Source organism: Paenibacillus sp. Y660, from assembly GCF_057221575.1.
On record NZ_JBXBBJ010000015.1, the window covers coordinates 19,230 to 43,261 of the forward strand.

The window sequence follows — 24,032 nt, forward strand, 5'->3', positions numbered from 1 at the left end:
AACCATTGATGTTCTAGCCGCTCATTTGAGTGGTTACTAATAAGCTGGATTCATACAGAGCGAGTATTTCCGTAGTAATGAATCTTGTGTGAAATGAGAATCAAACTTATTAGTAACGATTCAAATAACAATGACAAAAGGGGCGAACAAAGATGATTGAACAGCAAAATCTTATTTATGTGGGTGTTGATCTCCACAAACAGCATCATACAGCCGTCATTACGGATTGCTGGAACAAAAAGCTAGGAGAAATCAAGTTTGACAACAAGCCGTCCGCATTTTCTTTACTTGTCAAGGAAGTGAAGAAGCATACAAAAAAGAAGTTATCCGTTATCTATGGCTTGGAAGATGTAGGCGGTTACGGCAGAGGGTTGGCTGTCTATCTGATAGAACAGCAGTGCTGGGTAAAAGAGGTTAATCCTAAGTTGTCTAACGCTAGAAGAAAGAGCCATGTGACGGTCGAGAAGTCTGACAGTTGGGATGCAGAATGTGTTGCAAGAGTCTTGCGTGATGAATTGCACAATTTGCCTGATGCAAAGCCAATTGATCTATACTGGGCAATTAGCCAGCTTATAACGCAAGGAAATGGTTAGCAAATAGCTTGTCTGGAACGGTGAAGAAATTACATCAGCAGATAAGTTATCCGTATCCCAGCTATAAGAAGTTCTTCTCAGAAGTTGATGGCAAAACGGCACTCGCCTTTTGGGAGTCCTATCCTTCTCCACAGAAACTAACAGATGTATTAGAGGATGAACTTGCTATTTTTCTACGTAGCCATAGTAACAATGGACTTTCTAATAAGAAGGCTAGTCAAATCTTATCGTGATTGCTGCTGACGGAGATACGTATAGAGATTATCAGGATTCACGAGATTCTGTTGTGAAGAGTCAGGTGAAAACCATAGGCTTTATGAAGAAGGAGATAGCCAGCATTGAAGTCGATATTGAGGACTTGATGAAGCAGCTTGGTTTTCAGCTTGAATCCATGACAGGCATTGAATTAGTAACAGCGGCAGAACTCGTTGCTGAAATAGGAGATATTCACCGATTTTCATCAGCAGACAAGCTTGCTCGATTCGCAGGAATCGCACCTGTGACCGTAGGTTCTGGGAATAAGTCAAGAAACTACAAGAGTAAGCAAGGTAACCGAAAACTACATGACATATTCAAAAGCCTTGCTATTCGACAAATTGCCGTTACTCGCACCAAGAAAGAGTCAAGAAATCCTCATTTTCATTCCTATTATGAGCAAAGACTAGCAGAAGGCAAAACGAAGCAGCAAGCGATTGTTTGCATTATGCGGAAACTGGTAAATATCATTTATGCAATGATGAAAAACAAATCCGTTTACGTGATGCCGACCTTACCGATACAGCAAGCAGGATGATATAATTGGTGGTAATTGGATTTATATTCCAGTTTCTACCTTCTTTATTCTAAGTTCCGTTTTATTAACTAGGATACGTATGAAGGGGAATTGACGAATCCGCTAAGTCAAAATCTTTATACGTATGTGCATAATAATCCCCTAAGATATACAGATCCTACGGGCCATATGACATACTCTGGTAGTCAAGTGGAAATGCTATTAAATATAGCACGTATAAACGGATCTGGAAGTCAATTATATTGGGATATTAGAAATGAACTAGGAATTACATGACTTATGCAGTTCATTCCAAGCGATGGAAACCGATTAATAGTCATAGAAATGTAAGCTAAAAGCCGGAAAACCCCTTGACTTTAGGTACGCCGTTTTGCAAGCCTTATTTCAGCATACTGGCCTAAGAATCTCTCCATGACCATGTGGCCGGTTTATTCAAACATAGATTCTCACAATTACCGGTTAATCTCATGAACTGCATAAGTCATGGTGAAGAAGATATAACTGCAGATTGGTATATTATCGGTGTTGGAAGTAGCTCAGAATATATTACAATCGATTTATCAAGTAAAAGACTCGGTAGGTGTTATGATAGTTACACTGACAGGCATGGAGTAGTTGGTGAAAACTCAATTATTGCTAATTCATTCACGGAGTTACTGACAAGATTAATAGCTAACAAAGGTGATTACTGGTATTGGTTAGAGGATGACTTTGTTTCTCTTGGGGATGCATACGATACAATTTAAAAGTTATATCAATATTAGAACCACAATATTATTATTTAGAATGGTTTGGATACAAAGAGTAATTGACACAATTTTTATGATTTCTTGGAGAATTGAGGGCTGAATGCCTTCGCTTCTTTTTTGTGCGCTCAGCATGGGCATTATCACTAGAGTTAAAGTCCCGAATAGCGAAGGCAGTAGTTACCAGCATAATGGATGACAAGGTGATGTAGTCGATATCCGAAGTGCGACAGGTGCCGTATTAAACGAATATGAGTATGATATTTGGGGAAATACACTTTCGGCTACAGAATCAGTAGAGCCAATATTTGAGTTGATCTAGCTTAAAGTAATTGGGCGGTACACCATGCTGACATGGTAAGGCCACTTGTAATTTGTGATACGTTCAATCCATGCTTGACGACGTTGTTCTCTCGTGGTCATGTGGCAACCTCCTTCATTGGGTTGCCTTCATTTTCTCATGAATGGTTTGGACGTTGAAGGTGGGCTGGATTTGACGCTTACTAAAGCAGAGCCGAAAATTTTATTTATAACATTTCTTTTGCCACATGAGAGTATACACTCCAAGTGGCTTTTTTTAGTGAAATATTTATATTCAAACTATTGACGTATCGGAATTTCAAAGATGTATTTACACCAAGACGTGGAGGAATATTTATGATAGATTTAGAATTCATCGTAAAGTTATACAACGGAACGTATAAAAAATTAGCTGAGAATATGGAGATTACACCATCTACGGTTACGGACTGGCTGAGTAAGCGTAGACCCATCCCAAAAGCCAAGCTAGAAGCCCAGTCTAAGTTATCCAATCTGGATGCAGAATACTTTCAAAAAGAGTTATCGAAAATAGAAGAGATCGGGCTGAGGCTAGACTATCTGAATCGAAATCTAACCGTGATTCTTTTGAAATTCCTGACTATTTTAACGATACGGATGGAAATGAACATGAATACACAAGGTCAATTGTTCCTTATCAAGAAGAGGAACGAATGATGTACGATGATTTGAAAATAGAGAAGATTATTATTACGCTTCAAGGAGATTTATATCATGATCTTTATAATCACGATCAGGGCAATAAAGCACATGAAATATTGGAAAGGATTTGGATATAAGGGGGGATTCGTTCCACAAAGTGGATGAACAACTGAAGAATAATTTTTCCCCGACCTTGGACACGTCCCGTCCAGAATGTGTTTTATGGAGATTCGTATTTGGTGAACGAGATGTACTTCTGGGCAAAGGTTTTGGGGATAAACTGCGGCGATCACCTCACTAAATCCGTTCAGGTTATCTACGCAGGTAATCAGGATGTCTTTCACGCCACAGTTTTTGAGCTCGTTCAGCACATCTAGCCAGAACTTGACGGATTCATGCTTTCCAGTGCACATGCCGAGGACGTCTTTATGCCCTTCCAAACCAATACCGATCACCACATATGCCGATTTATTAATGAATTTTCTCCTGTTATTTCTGCAGTGCTCCCGATGCTTGTCTCATATTAGTTTTTTGTTTGTTTTCTCTTATGAAACCAATGAATAGGAACTATCGTCTAACTTTTTGATACTATATTACATGGTTTGGGGATAGGGGAATTGAAACGCATGAAATTATTAGGAAAATGGTCCATCTGGCTGCTGCTTGCAGCTATTTGCTTGACTGCAGCTGCGCCAATCAGCCAAGCGGCACAAAAGACAGGCATTCGCATTATTTTGAACGGAAAAACGATTACAAGCGATGTATCGCCTTATATCCTTCCGAAGGTTAATGTAACGATGGTACCGCTTCGTATCATTAGTGAAGAACTAGGCGCCAGCGTGAATTGGAACGCCAAGGAGAGGTCGGTAACGATTCAAGGCAGCGGAAATAAAGAGATTTCGATGACCAGCGGGAGCACAACTGCAACCGTAGATGGGGAAAGCGTTAAGCTGGACGCATCCGTGCAGGTCAAAGCCGGACGGGCGATGGTACCACTGCGGTTCGTCAGCGAGCAGCTCGGATTAACGGTTAATTGGAATCAAGCGGAGCAGACGATTACGCTGCTGACAGCAGCGGTCGAAGATCCGACAGGCGGCATTGTCCAGCCAGATCCTGATCCAGAGCCAGATCCAAATCCGCTTCCTGTTCCAGATCCGAATACAGGACCAGTCACAAAGCCTGAGCTGCGCGGAACATGGGTTTCCACCGTGTATAATTTGGACTGGCCCACTCCGTCCTCCTATCAGAATCCAGTGAAGCAGATGGGTGAATTCATAAGCCTGCTGGATGAGCTGCAAGGGATGGGGTTAAATGCAGTCTTCGTACAGGTGCGTCCTACTGGCGATGCTTTGTATCCTTCAAAGCTTGTTCCATGGTCAAAATATTTGTCAGGCGTACAAGGTCTTGCCCCAACTTATGACCCGCTTGCTTTCATGATCGAGGAGACGCATAAGCGGAAAATGGAGTTCCACGCTTGGTTCAATCCGTTTCGGGCAAATGTGGATACAAAGATCGATCAGCTGGCTGTGAATCATGTGGCTAAGCAGCAGCCAGACTGGATCGTGAATGCAGGAGGCAAGCTGTACATTAACCCCGGTATCCCGGCGGCACGCCAGCATATTATCGATACGATCATGGAGGTCGTGAACGGCTATGCGATTGACGGCGTGCATTTGGATGATTATTTCTATCCGTCGAATGTGGCTTTTGACGACGAGGCAGCCTTTAAGAGCAATAATGCCGGTAAATTAACATCAAAAGCGGACTGGCGCCGGAACAATATCAATGAATTTGTTCGTCAGCTTGGAGAGTCGATTCACGCGGTGAAGCCGCAGGCGGAATACGGGATCAGCCCATTCGGGGTGTGGCGGAATAAGTCAGTGGACAAGTCGGGCTCAGATACAAGCGCAGGCGTAACGGCGTACGATAATATGTTTGCGGATACAAGAACGTGGATTCAAAAGGGGTGGATTGATTACATCAATCCGCAAATTTATTGGAGCCTCTCCTTTAATGCTGCACGCTATGACAAGCTTGTAGATTGGTGGGTACAAGAAGTGAAAGGAACGGGGGTTGACCTGTATATCGGGCACTCACCGTATAAGCTCGGCACGAAGGAAGCGGGCTGGAAAAGCGTACAGGAAATGATTAATCAGCTGGAGTACAACAAGAAATATCCGGAAGTGAAGGGCGATGTTTTCTTCAGCGCTAAGGATCTCCGGAAAAACCAGCTCGGCTTAATGGATGTGCTTCGGACTTATTATTTCAAATAAGCTTATTTGTGATTAGATTGAGGATCCGAAGTGTGAAAAACGAGGCAGCCCGGGTTTATTTTCTCCTGAGCTGCCTCGTTTCATGCCGTTAACCTTTATTACTTTTCTTTATCTTCATTAAACCATAGCGGATCTTCGTTATCGACTTCGCCATTATAGTTAATGAGGATCTCTTCCCCGGCCGTAATTGCCGTGTGAGCAAAGAAATCAACCGTATGGTTGTCGAAGTTAAGATCATAGTAGGCGTTAGGCGTGTAGGAATGGTTAAACAGCATGCCATAGCCCAGTAAAATTGCGGTGTGGTTAGCGCCATACTCAAACACATAATCAGCAAGCAAGGTTTTCTCTATGTGTTCATGCTCTTCATTTGGGAAGGGAATTACCGGTGCTTCGTGAATAAGATCGCCTTTTGCTATATCACGTGTCGCGAATACCCCTCTATTGAACTCTCCGTCGCTAAGCTTGGAAGTCTTTACCTCAATCATGTTGCTCACCTACGTTTTCTTTAGTCTAAGGAGACCCTTATTGTATAAGAAATCTAACTCATCTTAGGTAATATAGCAATTTAATGAGGAAATAGCCAGCATCTCGTGCTAGCGGCACATATATTTAGTTCCGGGAGCTCCGCTGGAGAGCCCGGCTTTATTGATGTGCAGCACATTTTATAGTGAATAAATAGCATGGCGAATGACAAACCATAATCTAATCAGGCCATGCTATTTTTACAAAGACAAAATATATGGCAAAATGGTATTGGCGATACGCAGTCCGCAAGGGGGCGTCGCGCTCAAAGCTATGTTTTAGGGGGAGCCTTATGTATAAGCTGCTGCTAGTCGATGACGAGCCGGAAGTAACGGAAGGATTAATGATAGAAATGGACTGGGCAAGCTGCGGCTTCACAGAGGTAAGAACGGCAGGAAACGGCAAGGAAGCGATGGAGCTGTTTGAGAAAATGGAGCCGGATGTGCTCATTACCGATATTAGTATGCCCTATATGAACGGGCTTGAGCTCTCGGAATGGGCGAGGAAGATGTATCCCATTACGCGGATCGTAATTTTGTCCGGCCATGATGAGTTCGAATATGCGAAGCAGGCGATTCATTTGCAGGTTGAGGCATATGTTTTGAAACCGTTCTCAGCCGAGCAGCTGACGGAGACGATTGCAGAGGTTGCCAAGCGGATGGACGAGGAGCGGGAGAAGCGGAGCAATATCGAGCTGCTAGAGGAGCATTACCGTACAAGCTTGCCCATCGTGCGCGAGAAGTTTTTATCGTCCTTGATTACGCGCAAGCAGCAGCCTAAGGATATTTTGGTGAAAGCAGCCAAATATGACATGCAGCTCGAGGGCGAAGGCTATGTCGTATCGATTATTGCAGTGAACCACTCAGACATCGGAAATGAGGAAGCTGCTCAGCCCTCGACGAATTCACTAGCCTCGTCAACTGATTTGGACCTGAAGCTATTTTCGGTTTGCAACATCGCGAGTGAAATATGGGCGAGACATGAGCTTGGCAAAGTCTTTATTCATCAGGATCAGGTCGTGCTGTTCTCCGTGAGTCCGCGCCCGGACTCTGAGCTGATTATGGAGCAAACGCAGGATGCGCTAAAAGAAATTTTGCAAAGCATCGAGAGGTTTTTGCGGTTCCCGGTCATGATTGGCGTCGGAACGTTCACACGGGATATCGGCAATTTGAAGTATGCATACGAATCCGCAATGGTCGCTCTCGATTATCGGCGAATTCTTGGCAATAACCTAATTATTTGCATTGATGATATGGAGAATCGCGACCATGAGAAGCTGCTCTTCGACGAGTGGAAGGAGCAAAGTTTGATTAGCGCCGTCAAGCTGGGCACAGAGAAGGAGCTGGAGGAGGTCGTTGAGGGTCTATTCGACGAAATCGCTCGCGTTCAGGCGCCTGTACATGAATACCAGCATTATTTGCTCGAAATGGTTACAGCCATTATCAAATTAACAAGAATCCACGAGAGCGATTCCGATGATATATTCGGGGGCAGCTGGGGGATATTGAATCAATATCAGAAGCTGAACAGCATGCAGGAAACGAAGGCTTGGTTCGGTGAGCTGTGTGCGAAGGTGAGAAGCCGTATCGCCAGCCGCAGGCAGCATACGTATAAGCAAATTGTGGAGGATGCGATCAGCTATACGAAGAGCCATTTTCACGAAAGCGATTTATCGATAGCGAAGCTCTGCGCACAGCTGCATATCAGCACAGGCTATTTCAGCGGATTGTTCAAAAAAGAGCTGAAAATGACGTTCGGCGCCTATTTGCTGCAGCTGCGCATGGAATCGGCCAAGGAGCTGCTGCGGACGACGGAGCTGAAAGCGTTCGAAGTTGCCGATAAGGTGGGCTTTGCGGACCCGAACTATTTTAGCCTCAGCTTTAAGAAATATGCAGGACTATCCGCCAAAGAATATCGAAGCGGCTTGACGGAGCAAGGCAGATGATGCAGCGCAGAAGCATTCAGTATATTTTGACGATATCGTTTACGTTGTTCTCGGTATTTATCATATTAATAGTCAGCGTCGTTCTATATGGCCGATTCTCGGCTACCGCCAAGGAAAACGCCTTTCGCAACTCGCAGCAAATCGTCGATCAGGTCAGCTACAATCTTGAAAATTATGTAGAGGTTACGTCCGATCTGTTCAACATGATGCATCATGCGATTGGTCTAAGTGAAAATGTAAAGTCCGACACGATGCGCCGGCAGCTGGAATCGATGATGTCTACGCGTACTGATACGGTTTCGTTGGCACTCTTTGATGATAAAGGACAGCTGCTGTTCGACCTGCCGAATGTTGAGCTGAAGGACACGCTGAAGGTGACGGAGGAAGGCTGGTTCCGAAGCGCTCTCGATACGACGGGGCATTTGTCCATATCGCTTCCCCATGTGCAAAACCTGTACAAGCAGCAATTCCGCTGGGTCGTATCGATTAGCAAAAGCATTACGGTTCAGCATAATGGCAAGCAGGTGAACGGCGTTCTGCTGCTTGATGTAAATTTTAATACGATAGATGAGCTGTCCGAACGAGTAAGCTTAGGGCAGAAAGGGTATGTGTACATGCTTGACGAATCGGCAGGAAACATCGTGTATCATCCGCAGCTTGAGCTTATTTATGCGAGTCTAAAGGATGAGAATGTCGAGCTTGCGCTCAAGCATACTTATGGGAGCTATATAGATGAATCTACAGAGGAAGCGAAAATGATCAGCGTCCAAACGATCGGCAACGTAGGCTGGAAGGTCGTTGGCGTATCGTATATGGATGAGGTGATGACGACGAGCGCGGTGCTGAACCGTTCGATGTCGAAGCTTCTTGTCGCGTTGGCGCTCATTGTTTTCCTATTGTCCAGCATGGTTTCTCGGCGTATTTCAAGGCCGATCAAGCGGCTGGAGCTATCGATGAAAAGCGTGGAGCGAGGCGACTTCGATCTAACGGCGAGCGGCGAGGGACCGCTTGAGATTAAGCATCTTGCGGATCGGTTCAACATTATGATCGGCACGATCAAGCAATTGATGAACCGAATCGTCACGGAGCAGGAGAGCAAACGAAAGTATGAGCTCGAAGCATTGCAAGCGCAAATTAATCCGCATTTTTTGTACAACACGTTAAATACGGTCGTCCGCATGGTCGGCATGAACAAGAACGAAGAGGTAATCAAGACGATTACGGCGCTGTCGAAGCTGTTCCGGATTAGTATCGGCAAAGGAAAAAGCTTAATTCCGATTGCGGATGAGATGGAGCATGCTCGAAATTATTTGATTATTCAACAGATGCGCTTCAAAAATAAATTCGACTATTCCTTTGATATGCAAGAAGAGGCTTTGTCTTGTGTAACCTTGAAGCTTATTATCCAGCCTTTAATCGAGAATGCGCTTATGCATGGCATCGAGCCATCCGTCGATAAGGGGCATATTGTCGTATCTGTTAAGCTTGATGGCAGCGATGTGGTTATTAAGGTGATCGATGATGGGCTCGGCATGTCGGAGGAGCAGCTTGGCAAAATTCTGATGGGAGAAGTCGTTAGCTCGAAAGGATCAGGTGTAGGCATTATGAACGTGCAGGAAAGAATTAGACTATATTTTGGCGAAAAGTATGGTTTGCAATTTGAAAGCGAGCTGGAAGTCGGGACAACCGTCACGATTCGTTTCCCTGCTCGTTTGCCTGAGCAAGTCGAAGGAGGGGAGCAGCCATAATGGTCATGAAAAAAGGAAGCATCATTAGCGTGCTTCTCTTCCTTGCAGCTGCCTACCTGCTATATTCTGCCCTTTATCCAAATGAGCAGGAGCCGAAGGAGGAGCGGGCAGGGAAGACGATTCAGCTTATTCTCCGTACAAGCAAAGGCGACTACTGGCAGAACGTGACGATGGGCGCGCAGGCAGCCGTTCGGGAATTTGGCATCAATCTGCATGTCTCCGCTCCATCGGATGAAGGTGATGTTGCGGGCCAGCTGCAAACGGCGATGCAATCGCTGGAGACAAAGCCTGATGCCATTGTGCTTGGAGCGAATGACGATGGGGCCTTTGAACCGTTTCTGAAGGAGGCTGCCAAGCGGCATATTCCAGTCATTGCAATCGACAGCTTGCTCACTTCAGGAGAGACGGCCTCTTATATAGGCATGGACAATTATGTTGCCGGGAAAGCAGCGGTGCGCGAGATGGCTGGCCAGCTTGGCGGCGAAGGTGACGTAGCTATCGTTGCGTACACCAAAGGGGGCATTAACGGCAAGCTGCGTGAGCAGGGCATTCGTGATGCCGTTGCGGAATATGAAGGCATTCGGCTCGTAGACAGCAAGCCCTGCTCGGATGAATATAGCGAATGTCAGCAAACCGTCAGCGGCATGCTGGATAGGCAAAAGGTTGACGGCATTCTGTCGCTTAATACACAAACATCGATCGGAGCGGCGCTTGAGCTTAAGCGCAGGCAGGCTGGGGAGAAGATTAAGCTGGTCGGCTTCGACAGCTCGCCAGAGCTTCTGGAATTGCTGCAGGAAAATCAATTGCAGCTGTTAATAGTGCAAAATCCGTTCAGCATGGGCTATCTCGGCGTCAAGCATGCGCTTGCGGCGGCGCAAGGAAAGAATGTTTCTGCCCGCGTGGAAATGGATATGGAATTTATTACGGAGGAAAATATGTTTTGGCTGAAAAATCAAAAACTGCTGTTCCCCGTCGTTCAATAATCGAAAGACATGAGGATATTAATAAAAATGATGAGGATATTAAATGTGAATCTATCGCTGTATACGACATAATGAAGCTGTAGTTAATTAATCCACCAGGGGGTCAATAAAAATGAAAAAGTGGACGGCAGCGATTATGATCGGAGCACTTGCGGTTACGGCAGCAGCTTGCGGAAACTCAGACGGAGAGGGAAGCACTAGCGGCTTGCCAAAGGCAGGCGTTGCGATTTATAAATTTGACGATACATTCATGAGCGGCGTTCGTAATGCAATCAATTCAGCGGCAGAAGGTAAATTGGCAGTAGATATCGTAGATAGCCAAAACTCGCAGCCAACGCAAAACGATAAGGTTGATCTATTTATTACGAAAAAAGTAAAAGCGATGTCGGTCAATCCGGTTGACCGTACGGCTGCAGGCATCATTATCGATAAAGCGCAAAAAGCAAACATTCCAGTTGTGTTCATCAACCGCGAGCCGCTTGCTGATGATTTGGCAAAATGGGATAAAGCATACTTTGTAGGCGCTAAAGCGGAAGAGTCCGGTACGATGGAAGGCGAAATCGTTGCTGAGTACTGGAAAGCGCATCCGGAAGCGGATAAAAACGGCGACGGCGTATTGCAATACGTTATGTTAAAAGGCGAGCCGGGACATCAGGATGCTGAGCTTCGGACGAAATTCTCCATTCAAGCGATCCAAGATGCAGGCATTAAAGTAGAGAAGCTGGCTGAAGATACAGCGATGTGGGATCGCGTTAAAGGCCAAGAAAAAATGGCAGCGTTCCTTTCTTCCAAAGGCGACAGCATCGAAGCTGTTCTAGCTAACAATGACGATATGGCGCTTGGTGCAATAGAAGCGTTGAAAGCTGCCGGCTATTTCAAGGACGATAAATTTATGCCGGTTGTCGGCGTAGACGCAACAGATCCAGCAAACCAAGCTTTGAAAGAAGGAACATTGCTTGGAACAGTTCTGAACGATGCAACGAACCAAGGTAAAGCAACAGTTGAGCTTATGCGTGTACTTGCGGCTGGCGAAACGCCAACGAAAGAAAACACAGGCTTTGAAATTACGGATGGCAAATATGTTTGGATTCCGTACCAAAAAGTAACGCAAGAAAGCAAATAATACGAGCAGACAGATGGATGAACAAGAAGCAGGGGAATAACGTCACTTGCGTTGCCCCTGTTTTTTTTCGCCCACTTTCCAGGTGGGCTGGATAAAAGGAGGCTATACGATGGCAAAGCAGCATCCTTATTTGCTTGAAATGAACGGGATTACAAAGACGTTTCCAGGTGTCAAAGCGCTAGATGATGTAACGCTGAAGGTACGTCCCGGCACAGTTCATGCTCTAATGGGAGAGAATGGTGCAGGCAAATCTACTTTAATGAAATGCTTGTTTGGCATATATAAGCCGGATGCCGGTGAGATCTTCTTGGATGAACAGAAGGTCGATATTAAAAACTCAAAAGACGCATTGAACCAAGGCGTCTCTATGATCCATCAGGAGCTACACCCGGTGCCGCAGCGCAGCGTGATGGAAAACATTTGGCTTGGCAGATTTCCGGTAAGAGGCTTTCCCCCTCTCCGGTTCATTGACCATAAAAAGATGTACCGCGACACGGTAGCGTTGTTCGAGGATTTAAATATGACGATTGATCCGAACCAGCTTGTCGGCGAATTGTCCGTATCCAAGATTCAATCGCTCGAAATTGCCAAAGCGGTATCGTTTAATTCGAAAATTATCGTAATGGATGAGCCGACGTCATCGCTTACAGGCAATGAGGTTGAGCAGCTGTTCGCTATTATCAACAAGCTGCGGGCACGAGGCGTCTCCATTATTTATATTTCGCACAAAATGGAAGAAATATTACGCATTTCGGATGATGTGACGATTATGCGCGATGGTAAATATATCGGCACTTGGCCGGCTCCCGAGCTGACTATCGATACGATTATTACCCGTATGGTTGGCCGCGATCTATCGGACCGGTTCCCAGAGCGGACAAACAAGCCAGGCGAGATCATGCTGCGGGTGGATGGCTTAACATCACCTCATGCGCATTCTTTCAAAGATGTTTCGTTCGAGCTGCGTAAAGGAGAAATACTTGGCGTAGGCGGGCTTGTCGGAGCGCAGCGTACGGAGCTGATCGAGGCGCTATTCGGTATTCGTTCCGTGAAATCGGGAACGATTTACAAGAATGGCAAGCCGATTACGGTGAAATCGCCAATTGACGCGAAGAAGCACAAAATCGCGCTGTTAACGGAAGAGCGGCGGGTAACGGGCATTTTCCCCGTATTGTCTGTCATGGAGAATACCGCTATCGCAAATCTGGGGATGTATCAGAATCGCTTCGGCTTCCTAGACGAAGCGAAGATGAGAAAAGAAGCGGCGAAAGGCGTCGAGAAATTCAAAACAAAAACGCCGTCAGTCGATCAGCTTATTCGCAACTTATCGGGCGGCAATCAGCAGAAGGTGCTGCTGGCTCGATGGCTGCTGACCGATCCAGACATTTTGCTGCTGGATGAACCGACAAGGGGCATCGACATTGGCGCTAAATACGAGATTTACAGCATTATTATTGAGCTGGCGAAGCAAGGAAAGAGCATCATTATGATTTCGTCGGAAATGCCGGAGCTCATTGGCATGTCGGATCGCATCATGATTATGTCGGAAGGACGCTCGACCGGCATTTTGGATGGCGATTCGGCGACCGAGCAAAGTATTATGCGGCTGGCAGCACAGACGGGCTAATGATGAAGGATTTAAGGAGGTTTAGGGCAAATGGCCACAGCTAAAGGCTTGAAAGCAAAATATGCATTTTCGCAGAACGCAATTTGGATTGTACTTGTCGTATTAATTTTAATAATCGGAATCATTGATGCCAACTTTTTGTCTATAACAACGCTTAGAGATATGCTGGTGCAGTCTTCTACGAGGGTAATTATTGCACTTGGCGCCGCTTTTGTACTTATTACCGCAGGTACGGACTTGTCCGCTGGACGTGTCGTTGGCCTCAGTGCGGTCGTATCCGCATCGATGCTGCAAATGCCGGATTACGCCAGCAAGTTTTTCCCTAACCTGCCGCAGCTGTCAGTCATCATCCCGATCGCAATTGCGATTATCGTTGGCTTGTTGGTTGGACTCTTGAACGGCTTGATCGTAGCCAAGTTTAACGTTCCGCCGTTTATCGCAACGCTCGGTACAATGGTTGCGGTGTATGGCATGAACTCGCTTTATTTCGATTTGCCGCCTAACCACTCGCAGCCGATCGGCGGCCTGCGCAAGGATTTTACGGAGATTGGAACAGGCGCGATTGGCGACGGTCAATTCTCAATTCCTTATATCGTACTCATCGCTATATTCGTAGCATTCATCGTATGGGTTGTTTTCAACAAAACGCGTCTTGGCAAAAACATGTACGCTATTGGCGGCAACATTCAAGCCGCTCATGTATCAGGCATTAACGTTGCTCGCAACCTGATGTGGATCTACGCGATTGCCGGCGCTTTGTATGGTCTGGCAGGCGTACTGGAAGCTGCGCGTACGGGTGGTGCGTCAAACAACTATGGTAATATGTACGAGCTTGATGCTATCGCAGCTTGTGTGGTTGGAGGCGTGTCGACAACCGGAGGCGTAGGCCGGGTAAAAGGAATCATCGCAGGTGTTCTTATTTTCACCGTCATCAACTACGGTTTGACTTTCATCGGCATCAACCCGAACTGGCAGCTGATCATCAAAGGCTTGATCATCGTCGTTGCCGTAGCATTCGATATTCGCAAATACGTTGCGAAGAAGTAACACGAGCAGGAAATAGGAGCTGTCCCGTAAGGTCGATGACCTGGGGCAGCTCCTTTTTTGCGGTGTAGAGGGGATCTGAAATATTTGTCGAACTAAGTATAGCCAATAATTAACGATAGATTTGGAGCGTGCAGGATGGGCGGTTCTTTTGTGTATATCATATTGATGTTGTTTTTTCTGGGCGGTGCTATCTTCACGGGCTATATCGTTGAGCAAACTTTTCTAGTGATGAATGTATTTGCTTACATAGGTTTTTTTGTTGTTTTAATGTGGAGAAGATCCGTTTCGGTTACTTGGCTGCATTTGCCGATTGGATTATTTGTAGCCTGTTATTGGGTTGCTTGCCTATACGCTGTAGATCTTGAAGCTGCTGTATTAGAAGCATCAAGGGTGTCGAGTCTGATTCCGTTGTCTTTGATGGCAACGATGCTTGCGCGTGAAAAGCTTGCAAAGCTCCTATACCTCTGGCCTTGGATAGGCTCCTTCTTGGTGTTCATCGGTATTGCGTTTCAACTCGAACGACAGGGAAGACTGGAATCTACGCTGCAATATGCCAATGCCCTCGCAATCATTCTTTTGGCAGGAATCCTCATAAGCATGCTTGCATTCGCTAAGACCCAATCCAAGCTTCAGCTATTGTTATTGACAGTCAACGCCGTTGGCTTGCTCTTAACCTTCTCTCGCTCAGTATGGATACTTTGGCTTATCTCAGCAGCTGTGACCCTATTTCTTATTCCGCAATTACGAACAAAAAAATCAATCCTTTACGTGGCAGTTTGCCATCTAGGAAGTCTGATTATCGCCATGTTAATTAAGCAGGATGTTTTGTTCTTTCTTAATCGCGTGGCGAGCATTCAAACAAAAACATCAGAATTTCAAATCCGCTTGGTGTATTGGAAAGATAGTATCCATATGTTTATGGATTATATGTGGGGAGGTACTGGCGGAGGCGGCTGGACGGTGCTTCAGTATGTGTATCAATCTCAGGAGTATTTTGTAAAATTTATTCACAACCACTATATTCAAGTATTTTTGGATATCGGTCTAATAGGCGGACTATGCTGGTTGGCTCTGATTGCTATTTTTATAAAGAATGGACTTTCTGTATGGCATGCGGCTGGAAGCACGAATGAGATAGAAGGCAAAGGCTTATTTGTTATGATCACAATGATGCTCCTGCACGCGGCCTTTGATTTTGACCTGACGTTTCCGCTTATACTCACTTTGCTGATTAGCTTAATGCTTCATATGCCTCAGAAAATAAAGGTGATAAAAGTTAATGGGGTTAAGCTTGCAGCAGCATGCTCGGCTTTAATTTTCGTTGCCTTTTTCTTTGGATGGATGGCTGCCGGCTACCATTGGAAGGAGCAAGCAGTAAGAGCAGTAAGAGCAAATCATCTGGAATATGCACAAGCGCAGCTCGTTCGGGCAGAGCGGGCTATTCCATGGTCGAGCTCGATCCTATATGAATCAGCCAAAATAGATGTACGAATGGGCAATGATTCAGGGGACTCTCGCTATTATGAGCGGGCTGCAAGTAAGCTAGTGAAGGCTAAGCATATGGTAACTCAACAGAAGCTGTATAACGACTTGTTGGATTCTATTATTAAACATCTGAAAAAGCTCTAGTAATCTTAGACCCTATCAGTGCTGCAATCACTAACTCGACAAAAATGTTACATTCGATTTGGAAAAAAATGTTGAGTTTATTGATGAAAAGGGGAGTTTAATGTTTAGACTCATATTTTTGCTTATATGTATTATGATACCTACTGGCTGTGGGAGTTTGAGCAATATGCCATTACCTAATGCTACAGCTGTATCTGAGGACAATGAGACTAATATTCCTGTAGAAGTAATATCTTATAGTTGGGGAACAAAAGACGGTTATGGAGATCCTTCAGATATTATGAAAAATAAAGAGCCTATTGTCGTACCTAAAAACTCGAAAATTAATATATCATTTTATCATCCTCCAAAAGAGATAAGGGCTGTTGAAACAATAAGTAAGAAAGACTTTAAAAATATAACGGTAGTGTCTAACCAAATTAAGGCCTCTGATGTTAGTGGAGTGCATATATATTCTTTTTTTGCAAAATGGTCAAAAGGATCTGTTGCATACGCAATCAAGGTTGAAGTTAAATAATATTTAATATGCATACTTCCCATTTTCCGCTTGAGTAATATGGAAAACGCGCAGAAAGCGCGAAAGCGTTTTACACTTTGTTGGTCAAATAAAAGATAGAATAATGGGAACTCGATAGGCTTCCTATTTTCTTTGCGATTTAATCTGGAAGAAACTGAATCGTGCTTGATCTCTATTTTGTATAAATTTACTAAAAAAATATTTTGAAGGGAAAAAAAGAGTATAAAGACTTAAAAACCTAGATATAGAAAATCATATTTGATAGAATAGAATAGTTATGTAAAAAATTTCAAAAAAGGAGTTTATCGATGAACAAGCCATTCCGCAAGAAGTTTAGTGCTTCAGTAGTAACATTGTTGTTGTTGTCTATGTTAATGCCAATCCTTTCTCATGCAGCTGCCTACATAGGATTCGATTACAACGAAACAACGGGAGAGTTAACAGGGGGAATCTATACAGCTGACCCTGATAACGTGACGGTTGAACGAATCGACGCATCAGGCAAGGCTGTACAAATCGCTGGAAAAGTGTCTTCAAATGCGAGCACACAATACGACGATAACAATACACCTTACAAATGGGTTGCTTATAGCGCGTTTGTTGGCTCGGATACAACAAAGGAAATGAAGATAACAGAAGGAGAAGATAAGAAGGAGTTTGTTATTCCTAAACGTGAAGATGGATCGTATCTTTACGAAGACGAAACCGTTGCATTGGATTTGTACCGGATGAAAACTGCGGAATATCTCTCAGGAAAAAAAGAGAATTCTTACCTCAAGAGTGGAGAAAAGCTCTTTTCGTTCACACCAGAAAAATCAGGCTATCCATTCATTCAAGTAGAGCTGCCCGAAAATAACGGAAAAGGAGCTCGAATTGATCGATCGGCTGCTGTTCCAACAGATTTTGTATTATCAAATAGTAAAATAAATCTAATTGCATACGCATCTGAAGTACAAGTAGACTCATGGTACGATAGCGAGCTGCAAAAAGTGGTGTATAGCGATCATATCTTTACTTTGAAGTTTCCTGTTTCATTAGTGAAGGGCGAGACCTATGAACTTCAGCTGTCGAGCACAAGCGGCGGAAATGAAGTCATACTGCCATCGTCGAAGGAGAAATATAAAGCCGTATTGCGCTATGGAAACTATTTGAAATTTAATAGCTTGGAAACAGGAGCGGACACTTATTATTTCACAAGTGAAAATATAACAAGGTTTAATAACCTCTCCTTTGTTGCTGATTCAACGGGAACAGCTGGCCCTCCCCCGACAGGTGAACCTGGCGGTTCTGGTGGTGGACCTCTAATTGAGGACCCCAATAAAGAAAAGCAAGTTATCACCACGGATAGCTTGAAAAACGGTAAAGACGGCGTCGTGACGGTAGCGATTGCCAAAGATAAGCCGCAAGTTCTGTTGCCTATTACAGCGGCAGAAGCGATTGGCAGCAACAAGCTGCAATTGGACAGCGATGACCTAAGCGTAGAAATTCCAACCAAGGTGCTGGCGAAGCTTCAGGCGTTACTGCCTGCTAGTCAGCTCGAAGGCGCCCAAATCTCATTTGATTATAAAAAGGTTTCGGACGCAGCATCATCTGATCTATTAAGCAAAGCAAAAACGCAAAGCAATGCGGATGTGAAGCCAGCAGGCGATATTTACGACTTCTCGTTGTCCGTTGTAACGAAAGATGGCAAGACAACGGTATTAAGCCAATTTGATGAGCCTATTACGATCAGTCTGAAAGTGGCTGCAGGTCGCAATAAATCTTTGATTGGCGTGTATTATATCGCCGATGACGGCAAGCTGGAGTATGTAGGCGGCAAGCTTGTTGGAGATGAGCTTAAGGTAGATATTCATCACTTCAGTAAATATGCGGTTTTGGAGTATAACAAATCCTTTACGGATGTGGCAGCTAATTATTGGGCAGCCGATATCATTAAAGAGATGGCCGCTAAGCACATTATAAAAGGTATAAGCGCGAATCAATTTGCACCGCAAGCCGATGTAACGCGTGCCGAGTTTGCTGCATTGCTCGTTAGAGCGCTCGGTCTTACAGCGACTGGGCCGGCAGGGTTCACGGATGTGAGCGCTAGCGCATGGTATGCGGAAGCCGTAGCTGCTGCAAGCCAAGCGGGTATTGTTCAAGGTAAGGATGCTGCAACCTTCGCACCAAACGCGAAGATTACGAGAGAAGAAATGTCAGCCCTATTGGTTCGGGCATACGAGCATAAAGCAGGCAGCAAGCTAGCAGTTGGGGCTGAAGCGAAGTTTGCGGATCGCAGCGAAGCTGCAGAGTGGGCACTAGCTTACATCGACACAGCATATGCAGCTGGCTTCATTGAAGGCCGCAGCGGCAATTCATTCGCTCCTAAAGCGCAATTGACACGCGCAGAAAGCGCGAAAGCGATTTACACCTTGCTGGTCAAATAAATAACGTAGAACGGGAACCCGCAAGGGTTCCCGTTCTTCAGGATAGGGATGCCCTTCTGCAATTTTCGTTGCTTTCACCTACGAGCGTCGATAATGCGATGAGCCTTCAAACATGCCCATATCGTTCAGATTATCTCCGAATACGGTTATTTCCTCAGGGTATCCTATATTAGCCGTTGCATTTTTCTTTACATTCCCTTAACATTAATAGTTAAGTAAGCCGTCATTCCTTGACGGTTTATTTTTATTTTCGGAGCAAGTGTTGATTTCTAGGGAGTGAAGGATCTTGAAGCTTATATCTACCCGTTCCAATTACGATAGGTCGCCGTTTATTATTTTATTTGTTGTTATGATGCTGAAAATGGTCCTGTTTCGCCAATTCGTCTTTAATGGCATAGAGGCGGATCGTCTGCTTACGGATGCGGCAGCGGTGCTTGCCTTGTTGCTGGTCGTTGAGATCGTAACCTCCGCGAAGTGGAGAGGGACGGTATTTGGGATACTGGATGCAGTGCTGTCGCTTCTACTTTTCGCTTCTACTATATATTTTAGCTATTATGGAACGGTGCCTACATACACCGCACTGCATGGATTGGATCAGGTGCTGCAAATTCGGACAAGCGTAGGATCGATTATCCAAGCTAAATATTATTTATTTTTTGCAGATGTTATCGTATTTGTTCTGCTGTATATCATTAATCTTGTACGGGGTAAGCGCAGCGAGGGTCGAAGATGCGTTGTCAGGCCATTGATCGCAAGTATGGCTGCTGTTTTGTGCGTTGCTGTATCGGGCGGATACATCTGGTCAGCCAGCTCTATCCCAAATGAGATCGTGCAAGCTGAAAGCTTAGGCTTTCTAGATTATCAGGTTGTCGCTGCGATTAAAGCGAATCAGGAGCAGAACGCAATTAAGAACGGAAGCGTGGAAGAAACGGCTGCTAGCACTGAGGCGCTTCAGACTTCTTATTTTGACCAAGCGGGGGCTGCGATGACAGCAGGTACGCCGAACTACTTTGGTTTCGCCAAAGGTAAGAATGTCATCGTCGTTCAGCTCGAAGCGTTCCAAAACTTTACGATTAATCTTTCGGTTGGAGGACAAGCCGTTACTCCTGTTTTGAATAAGCTGGCGAAGGAGAGCTTCTACTTCCCGCATTTCTTCCAGCAAATCGGGCAGGGCAACACATCGGATGCCGAGTTCATGTCCAACACTTCCATCTATCCGTCAGGCGTTATGGCTATGTCCACCGGTTATGGCAACAGAGTCGTGCCCAGTATGCCAAGATTGCTTGGAGAGAACAGCTATGCCACGAACACGTTTCATATTAATGATGTAACGTTCTGGGATCGCAACCGAATGTATTCTGCTTTAGGATTTGAAACATACTATGATAAGCCTTCTTTTAAAAATGACCATTTTAATTCCTTTGGCGCCTCAGATGAGGAGTTGTACCGGGTCGGATTAGAGAAGCTTCAAGCGCTCGATCAGCAAAATAAGCCTTTTTACGCGCAGTTTGTAACGGCATCCAGCCATCATCCGTTCAAGGTGCCGAGCGAGCTCCAGCGGATTAAGATGCCGGAATCGCTGCAGGATACGCAGCTAGGCGATTATTTAACAGCGATCAATTATACCGATTACGCGCTCGGGAAATTTATAGAGGGACTCAAAGCGAACGGCATGTGGGAAAATGTGGTGCTGGTCGCATACGGCGATCACTCCGGGCTGCAGGCGAAGGATAATGATCCCGCATGGGTCAGCGAGCAGCTGGGCATTAAATATGACGGTCTAGTCAGCCGCTTCAACATCCCGCTATTTATCCATGTGCCAGGCGCAGAGGGTAAAGTCGTTGATCAGGTAGGCGGCCAAGTGGATATTATGCCGACGATTTCTAATTTGGTTGGCATATCCCTCAAGGATGAAGGCTATACGGCCTTTGGCCATGATTTGCTCAATACGACGCAAAATGTAGTCGGTATGCGATATTATTTGCCGACGGGGTCATTTTTCAACAATGAAATTTTGTTCGTGCCAGGCAAAGGATTCGAGGATGGTACGGCCACCGATATTAGGACGAAGGAACCAGTAGCAGATTTCAGCCAATACCGCGAGGATTATGATTATATATTGGAGCTCATGAAGCTTTCGGATGAATATGTCCGGCTGCTGCCGAAGCGAGCGCCTTAATATGCGATAGAGCGCCTCTTGTCCATGAAGGACGAGGGGCGTTTTTTTCATCGAAGAAGCAATTATAAGCTTTAATGCAGGGTGGGAATGAGTTAAGATGGAATTAGGCTCTATCCGATTATTCTATTTCATTAAACGTAAGGAATCGATGAGACATGCGAATAGGTTTTTTTGATTCAGGGATCGGCGGACTTACCGTGCTGGCGGAAGCGCTCAAACGGCTCCCTGACAAGGATTTTCTTTATATGGCGGACACGCTTCACGTTCCCTATGGCACGAAGCCGAAGGAAGACGTGAAGGCGTACATTTTCGATACGGTTGGCAAGATGATGAATGAGGGAATGGATGCGTTAGTCGTAGCTTGCAATACAGCGACTAGCATTGCGATTACGGAGCTTAGGAAGCGATACTCTCTTCCGATCGTAGGCATGGAGCCTGCAGTTAAGCCGGCGGTGGAGATGAACCGTGCAACGGGCAAAAGAGTGCTCGTCTTCGCAACGCCATTAACGCTTCAGATGCCTAAGTATTTTGCGCTCGTCTCCCGCGTGGATGATATGGGAATCGTCGATTCGCTGCCTCTGCCGGAGCTTGTGCATTATTGCGAATCGCTGCAATTTGATAAACAAATCATGAATGAATATTTCAGGTCCAAGCTCTCTAATTATGATTTGAATGATTACGGCATCATTGTACTTGGCTGCACGCATTACCCGTTCTACAAGGATATTTTGCGAGAGCTGCTTCCGGCTCATATCGAGATTGTGGATGGGAATGCCGGGACGGTGAAGCGTCTGCAAGCCTTGCTAAGCCGGTACGGCTTCGCCGGGGGCGGCGGAACCGGAAACGTTCAATTTAGGTGTACGGGCAACGAGCCGGCTTATATCGATAAAATGCAGACGGCGCTGGCTTACTTGCGCGAAAAGGATGCCATGACGGAGACGCTCCCCAATTAACGATGCAAATAGGCGGACGACGCTCAAGCCCTGAGTGCCGTCCGCCTATTCGAGTTTAATGTACTGCCTATTCCGAAGCTTCGGCTTCAATATCCTCCATCATAAGCAGGACAGGGCAGTGGTCGCTTCCCAAAATATGAGTATCGATTTGCGCATCGATGAGCAGCGGGCTCAGCCTGGATGAAGCTAGAAAATAATCAATACGCCACCCAACGTTCCGCTCGCGCACCTTCGGCATGTAAGACCACCAGCTGTACACATCCGCACGATCCGGGTACAAATGTCTGAACGTATCGAGGAACCCAGCCTCTAGAAGCTCCGTCATCTTGCCTCGCTCTTCTAACGTAAAGCCTGAGTTGCCCAGATTCGGTTTTGGATGCTTCAGGTCGATCTCCTGATGCGCCACGTTCAGATCGCCGCATACGAGTACAGGCTTTACGGCATCCAGCTGCTGCAGGTAGCTGCGGAACCGATTTTCCCATTCCATTCTGTAATCCAGTCTCGTCAAGTCGCGCTTCGCATTCGGTGTATATACGTTGACGAGGTAGAAGCCGTCGAACTCAAGCGTAATGACACGCCCTTCGGGCTCCGAGTTCTCCTCTATGCCGTAGTGCACGGATAGAGGCTTTATTCTCGTGAACACAGCGGTGCCGGAGTAGCCTTTCTTAATCGCATAATTCCAATACTGGAAATACGCCTCGCCCAGCTCCATGCTGATTTGTCCGTCTTGCAGCTTCGTCTCCTGCAGGCAAAAGATATCGGCGTCTGTTTCTTTGAAGTAGTCGTTAAAGCCTTTGGTTACGCATGCTCTAAGACCGTTTACGTTCCAGGATACGAGCTTGATCATCATTTATCTCCTTGCGTTTTCTATCATTTATTTACTAGTTTAGCATACAGGAGTACTATTTCAACAAGTATGCAGACGTTTATTATCATTTTTATACCTGTACATACAGCTGTATGTACAGGTTTAAAACCAACTTCTACACTACCATTGACAGCATGGCGGTTTCTTGTTATATTAAAACCAACTAATTCACTAAGAATAATATGGTTTGACTAAATTATATAAGGTCGACCGTTCGAACGGAGGCATTCTCAATTGAGAATGCCTCTTTGTGTTAATAACGAACGGGACGAGAGAAAGGATGAAACTCATGAGCGCGTTACTCGACATCCGGCAGCTCAGCAAGACTTTTCATTCCGGCAAAGGCACCATTTCGGCTCTTCAAAATATTAATCTGGCGGTGAAAGAAGGTGAATTCATTACTGTCATCGGTCCGAGCGGCTGTGGAAAAAGCACGCTGCTCAAAATCGTCGCCGGGCTCGACGTCGATTTTGACGGCAGCGTTAAGCTGAATGACCGGCAGGTGACCGGGCCGGGCATTGAGAAGGGATTTATTTTTCAGGAGCCTCGCTTGTTCCCATGGCTGACAGTCGAGAAGAACATCGCCGCCGACTTATCCCTGCATAAGCCGGAAATCCGTAAGAAGGTGGATGAACTGATCGAACTTGTGCGCTTGAAGGGCTTCGAGAAATCGTATCCGCGGGAGCTGTCCGGAGGTATGGCCCAAAGGGTAGCCATTGCCCGGGCACTGCTACGCAACCCGAAGGTGCTGCTGCTCGACGAGCCATTCGGCGCGCTTGACGCCTTCACGAGAGCGCATATGCAGGAGGTGCTTCTCGATATTTGGCAACAGAACAAAACGACGATGATTTTTGTTACTCACGATATTGACGAAGCGGTATTTCTGGCCAATCGGATCGTCATTCTGAAGCCGCGTCCCGGAACGGTTCAGAAAATTGTCCCCGTGGAGCTGTTGTTTCCGCGCAAGAAATCGAGTGTCGCCTTTCAGGAGCTGCGTTATAAGGTAATCGGCGAATTCGAGAGAATCGAGGAACTGGAGCTAGTCGAAAGCGGCGCAGGCATCTAGCGGCCAAATGAAG

At 45.7% G+C, this 24,032-nt stretch carries 16 protein-coding genes and 3 pseudogenes; 16 read left to right on the top strand and 3 right to left on the bottom strand.

Annotated features, from left to right (window positions below):
- The first annotated feature begins 152 nt into the window (after positions 1–152).
- From AC2TDN_RS17015 to AC2TDN_RS17025, 3 genes and pseudogenes are all read left to right on the top strand, one after another.
- Positions 153–1,386: pseudogene (locus AC2TDN_RS17015) on the top strand (IS110 family RNA-guided transposase).
- Positions 1,387–1,874: 488 nt separating this feature from the next.
- Positions 1,875–2,132 (top strand): annotated as a pseudogene (locus tag AC2TDN_RS17020) (SMI1/KNR4 family protein); the annotation flags it as partial.
- 657 nt (positions 2,133–2,789) lie between these two features.
- Positions 2,790–3,128: a helix-turn-helix domain-containing protein gene (locus tag AC2TDN_RS17025; protein ID WP_484689190.1), complete on the top strand. Its 339-nt coding sequence runs from the start codon at positions 2,790–2,792 to the stop codon at positions 3,126–3,128.
- 197 nt (positions 3,129–3,325) lie between these two features.
- Here AC2TDN_RS17025 and AC2TDN_RS17030 read toward each other — a convergent pair.
- Positions 3,326–3,589, bottom strand: a pseudogene (locus tag AC2TDN_RS17030) (transposase); the annotation flags it as partial.
- Between the two features lie 150 nt (positions 3,590–3,739).
- Here AC2TDN_RS17030 and AC2TDN_RS17035 point away from each other — a divergent pair.
- Positions 3,740–5,386 carry a family 10 glycosylhydrolase gene (locus AC2TDN_RS17035; protein WP_484689193.1) on the top strand — a complete coding sequence of 549 codons (1,647 nt, stop codon included), beginning with the start codon at positions 3,740–3,742 and terminating at the stop codon, positions 5,384–5,386.
- Positions 5,387–5,484: 98 nt separating this feature from the next.
- Here AC2TDN_RS17035 and AC2TDN_RS17040 read toward each other — a convergent pair whose 3' ends face one another.
- Positions 5,485–5,871, bottom strand: a complete 387-nt coding sequence (locus AC2TDN_RS17040) for an SET domain-containing protein (RefSeq protein ID WP_482067849.1) — start codon at positions 5,869–5,871, stop codon at positions 5,485–5,487.
- Between the two features lie 329 nt (positions 5,872–6,200).
- Here AC2TDN_RS17040 and AC2TDN_RS17045 point away from each other — a divergent pair, with 329 nt between their 5' ends.
- From AC2TDN_RS17045 to murI, 11 genes are all read left to right on the top strand, one after another.
- Entirely contained in the window at positions 6,201–7,853 is a 1,653-nt protein-coding gene (locus AC2TDN_RS17045; protein ID WP_484689196.1) for a response regulator, read from the top strand.
- Positions 7,850–9,601, top strand: a complete 1,752-nt coding sequence (locus AC2TDN_RS17050) for a cache domain-containing sensor histidine kinase (RefSeq protein WP_484689197.1) — start codon at positions 7,850–7,852, stop codon at positions 9,599–9,601. Before AC2TDN_RS17045 ends, AC2TDN_RS17050 begins: the two co-directional genes overlap by 4 nt.
- Positions 9,601–10,584 carry a substrate-binding domain-containing protein gene (locus AC2TDN_RS17055; RefSeq protein ID WP_484689200.1) on the top strand — a complete coding sequence of 328 codons (984 nt, stop codon included), beginning with the start codon at positions 9,601–9,603 and terminating at the stop codon, positions 10,582–10,584. Before AC2TDN_RS17050 ends, AC2TDN_RS17055 begins: the two co-directional genes overlap by 1 nt.
- 112 nt (positions 10,585–10,696) lie before the next feature.
- Positions 10,697–11,707, top strand: coding sequence for a galactose ABC transporter substrate-binding protein (locus AC2TDN_RS17060; RefSeq protein ID WP_482067853.1), 1,011 nt, complete (start codon positions 10,697–10,699; stop codon positions 11,705–11,707).
- Positions 11,708–11,816: 109 nt separating this feature from the next.
- Positions 11,817–13,334, top strand: coding sequence for a sugar ABC transporter ATP-binding protein (locus AC2TDN_RS17065; RefSeq protein WP_484689205.1), 1,518 nt, complete (start codon positions 11,817–11,819; stop codon positions 13,332–13,334).
- Positions 13,335–13,364: 30 nt separating this feature from the next.
- Positions 13,365–14,381 (top strand): galactose/methyl galactoside ABC transporter permease MglC, encoded by a 1,017-nt coding sequence (gene mglC / locus AC2TDN_RS17070; protein ID WP_484689208.1) that lies wholly within the window; start codon positions 13,365–13,367, stop codon positions 14,379–14,381.
- A gap of 135 nt (positions 14,382–14,516) precedes the next feature.
- Positions 14,517–16,010, top strand: a complete 1,494-nt coding sequence (locus AC2TDN_RS17075; RefSeq protein ID WP_484689210.1) for an O-antigen ligase family protein — start codon at positions 14,517–14,519, stop codon at positions 16,008–16,010.
- A 166-nt stretch (positions 16,011–16,176) separates the two neighbouring features.
- Positions 16,177–16,527 (top strand): hypothetical protein, encoded by a 351-nt coding sequence (locus AC2TDN_RS17080; RefSeq protein ID WP_484689212.1) that lies wholly within the window; start codon positions 16,177–16,179, stop codon positions 16,525–16,527.
- Between the two features lie 308 nt (positions 16,528–16,835).
- Positions 16,836–18,953: an S-layer homology domain-containing protein gene (locus tag AC2TDN_RS17085; protein ID WP_484689214.1), complete on the top strand. Its 2,118-nt coding sequence runs from the start codon at positions 16,836–16,838 to the stop codon at positions 18,951–18,953.
- A gap of 286 nt (positions 18,954–19,239) precedes the next feature.
- Positions 19,240–21,132 carry an LTA synthase family protein gene (locus AC2TDN_RS17090; RefSeq protein WP_484689217.1) on the top strand — a complete coding sequence of 631 codons (1,893 nt, stop codon included), beginning with the start codon at positions 19,240–19,242 and terminating at the stop codon, positions 21,130–21,132.
- A 155-nt stretch (positions 21,133–21,287) separates the two neighbouring features.
- On the top strand, positions 21,288–22,085 hold the full coding sequence (gene murI / locus AC2TDN_RS17095; RefSeq protein WP_484689220.1) for a glutamate racemase: 798 nt from the start codon (positions 21,288–21,290) through the stop codon (positions 22,083–22,085).
- 67 nt (positions 22,086–22,152) lie between these two features.
- Here the strand turns inward: murI and AC2TDN_RS17100 are convergent, their stop codons facing one another.
- A complete protein-coding gene (locus AC2TDN_RS17100) occupies positions 22,153–22,929 on the bottom strand; it encodes an exodeoxyribonuclease III (RefSeq protein WP_482067873.1) in 777 nt (258 codons plus the stop codon).
- A 313-nt stretch (positions 22,930–23,242) separates the two neighbouring features.
- Here AC2TDN_RS17100 and AC2TDN_RS17105 point away from each other — a divergent pair, with 313 nt between their 5' ends.
- On the top strand, positions 23,243–24,019 hold the full coding sequence (locus tag AC2TDN_RS17105) for an ABC transporter ATP-binding protein (RefSeq protein WP_484689222.1): 777 nt from the start codon (positions 23,243–23,245) through the stop codon (positions 24,017–24,019).
- The last annotated feature ends 13 nt before the right edge of the window (positions 24,020–24,032 follow it).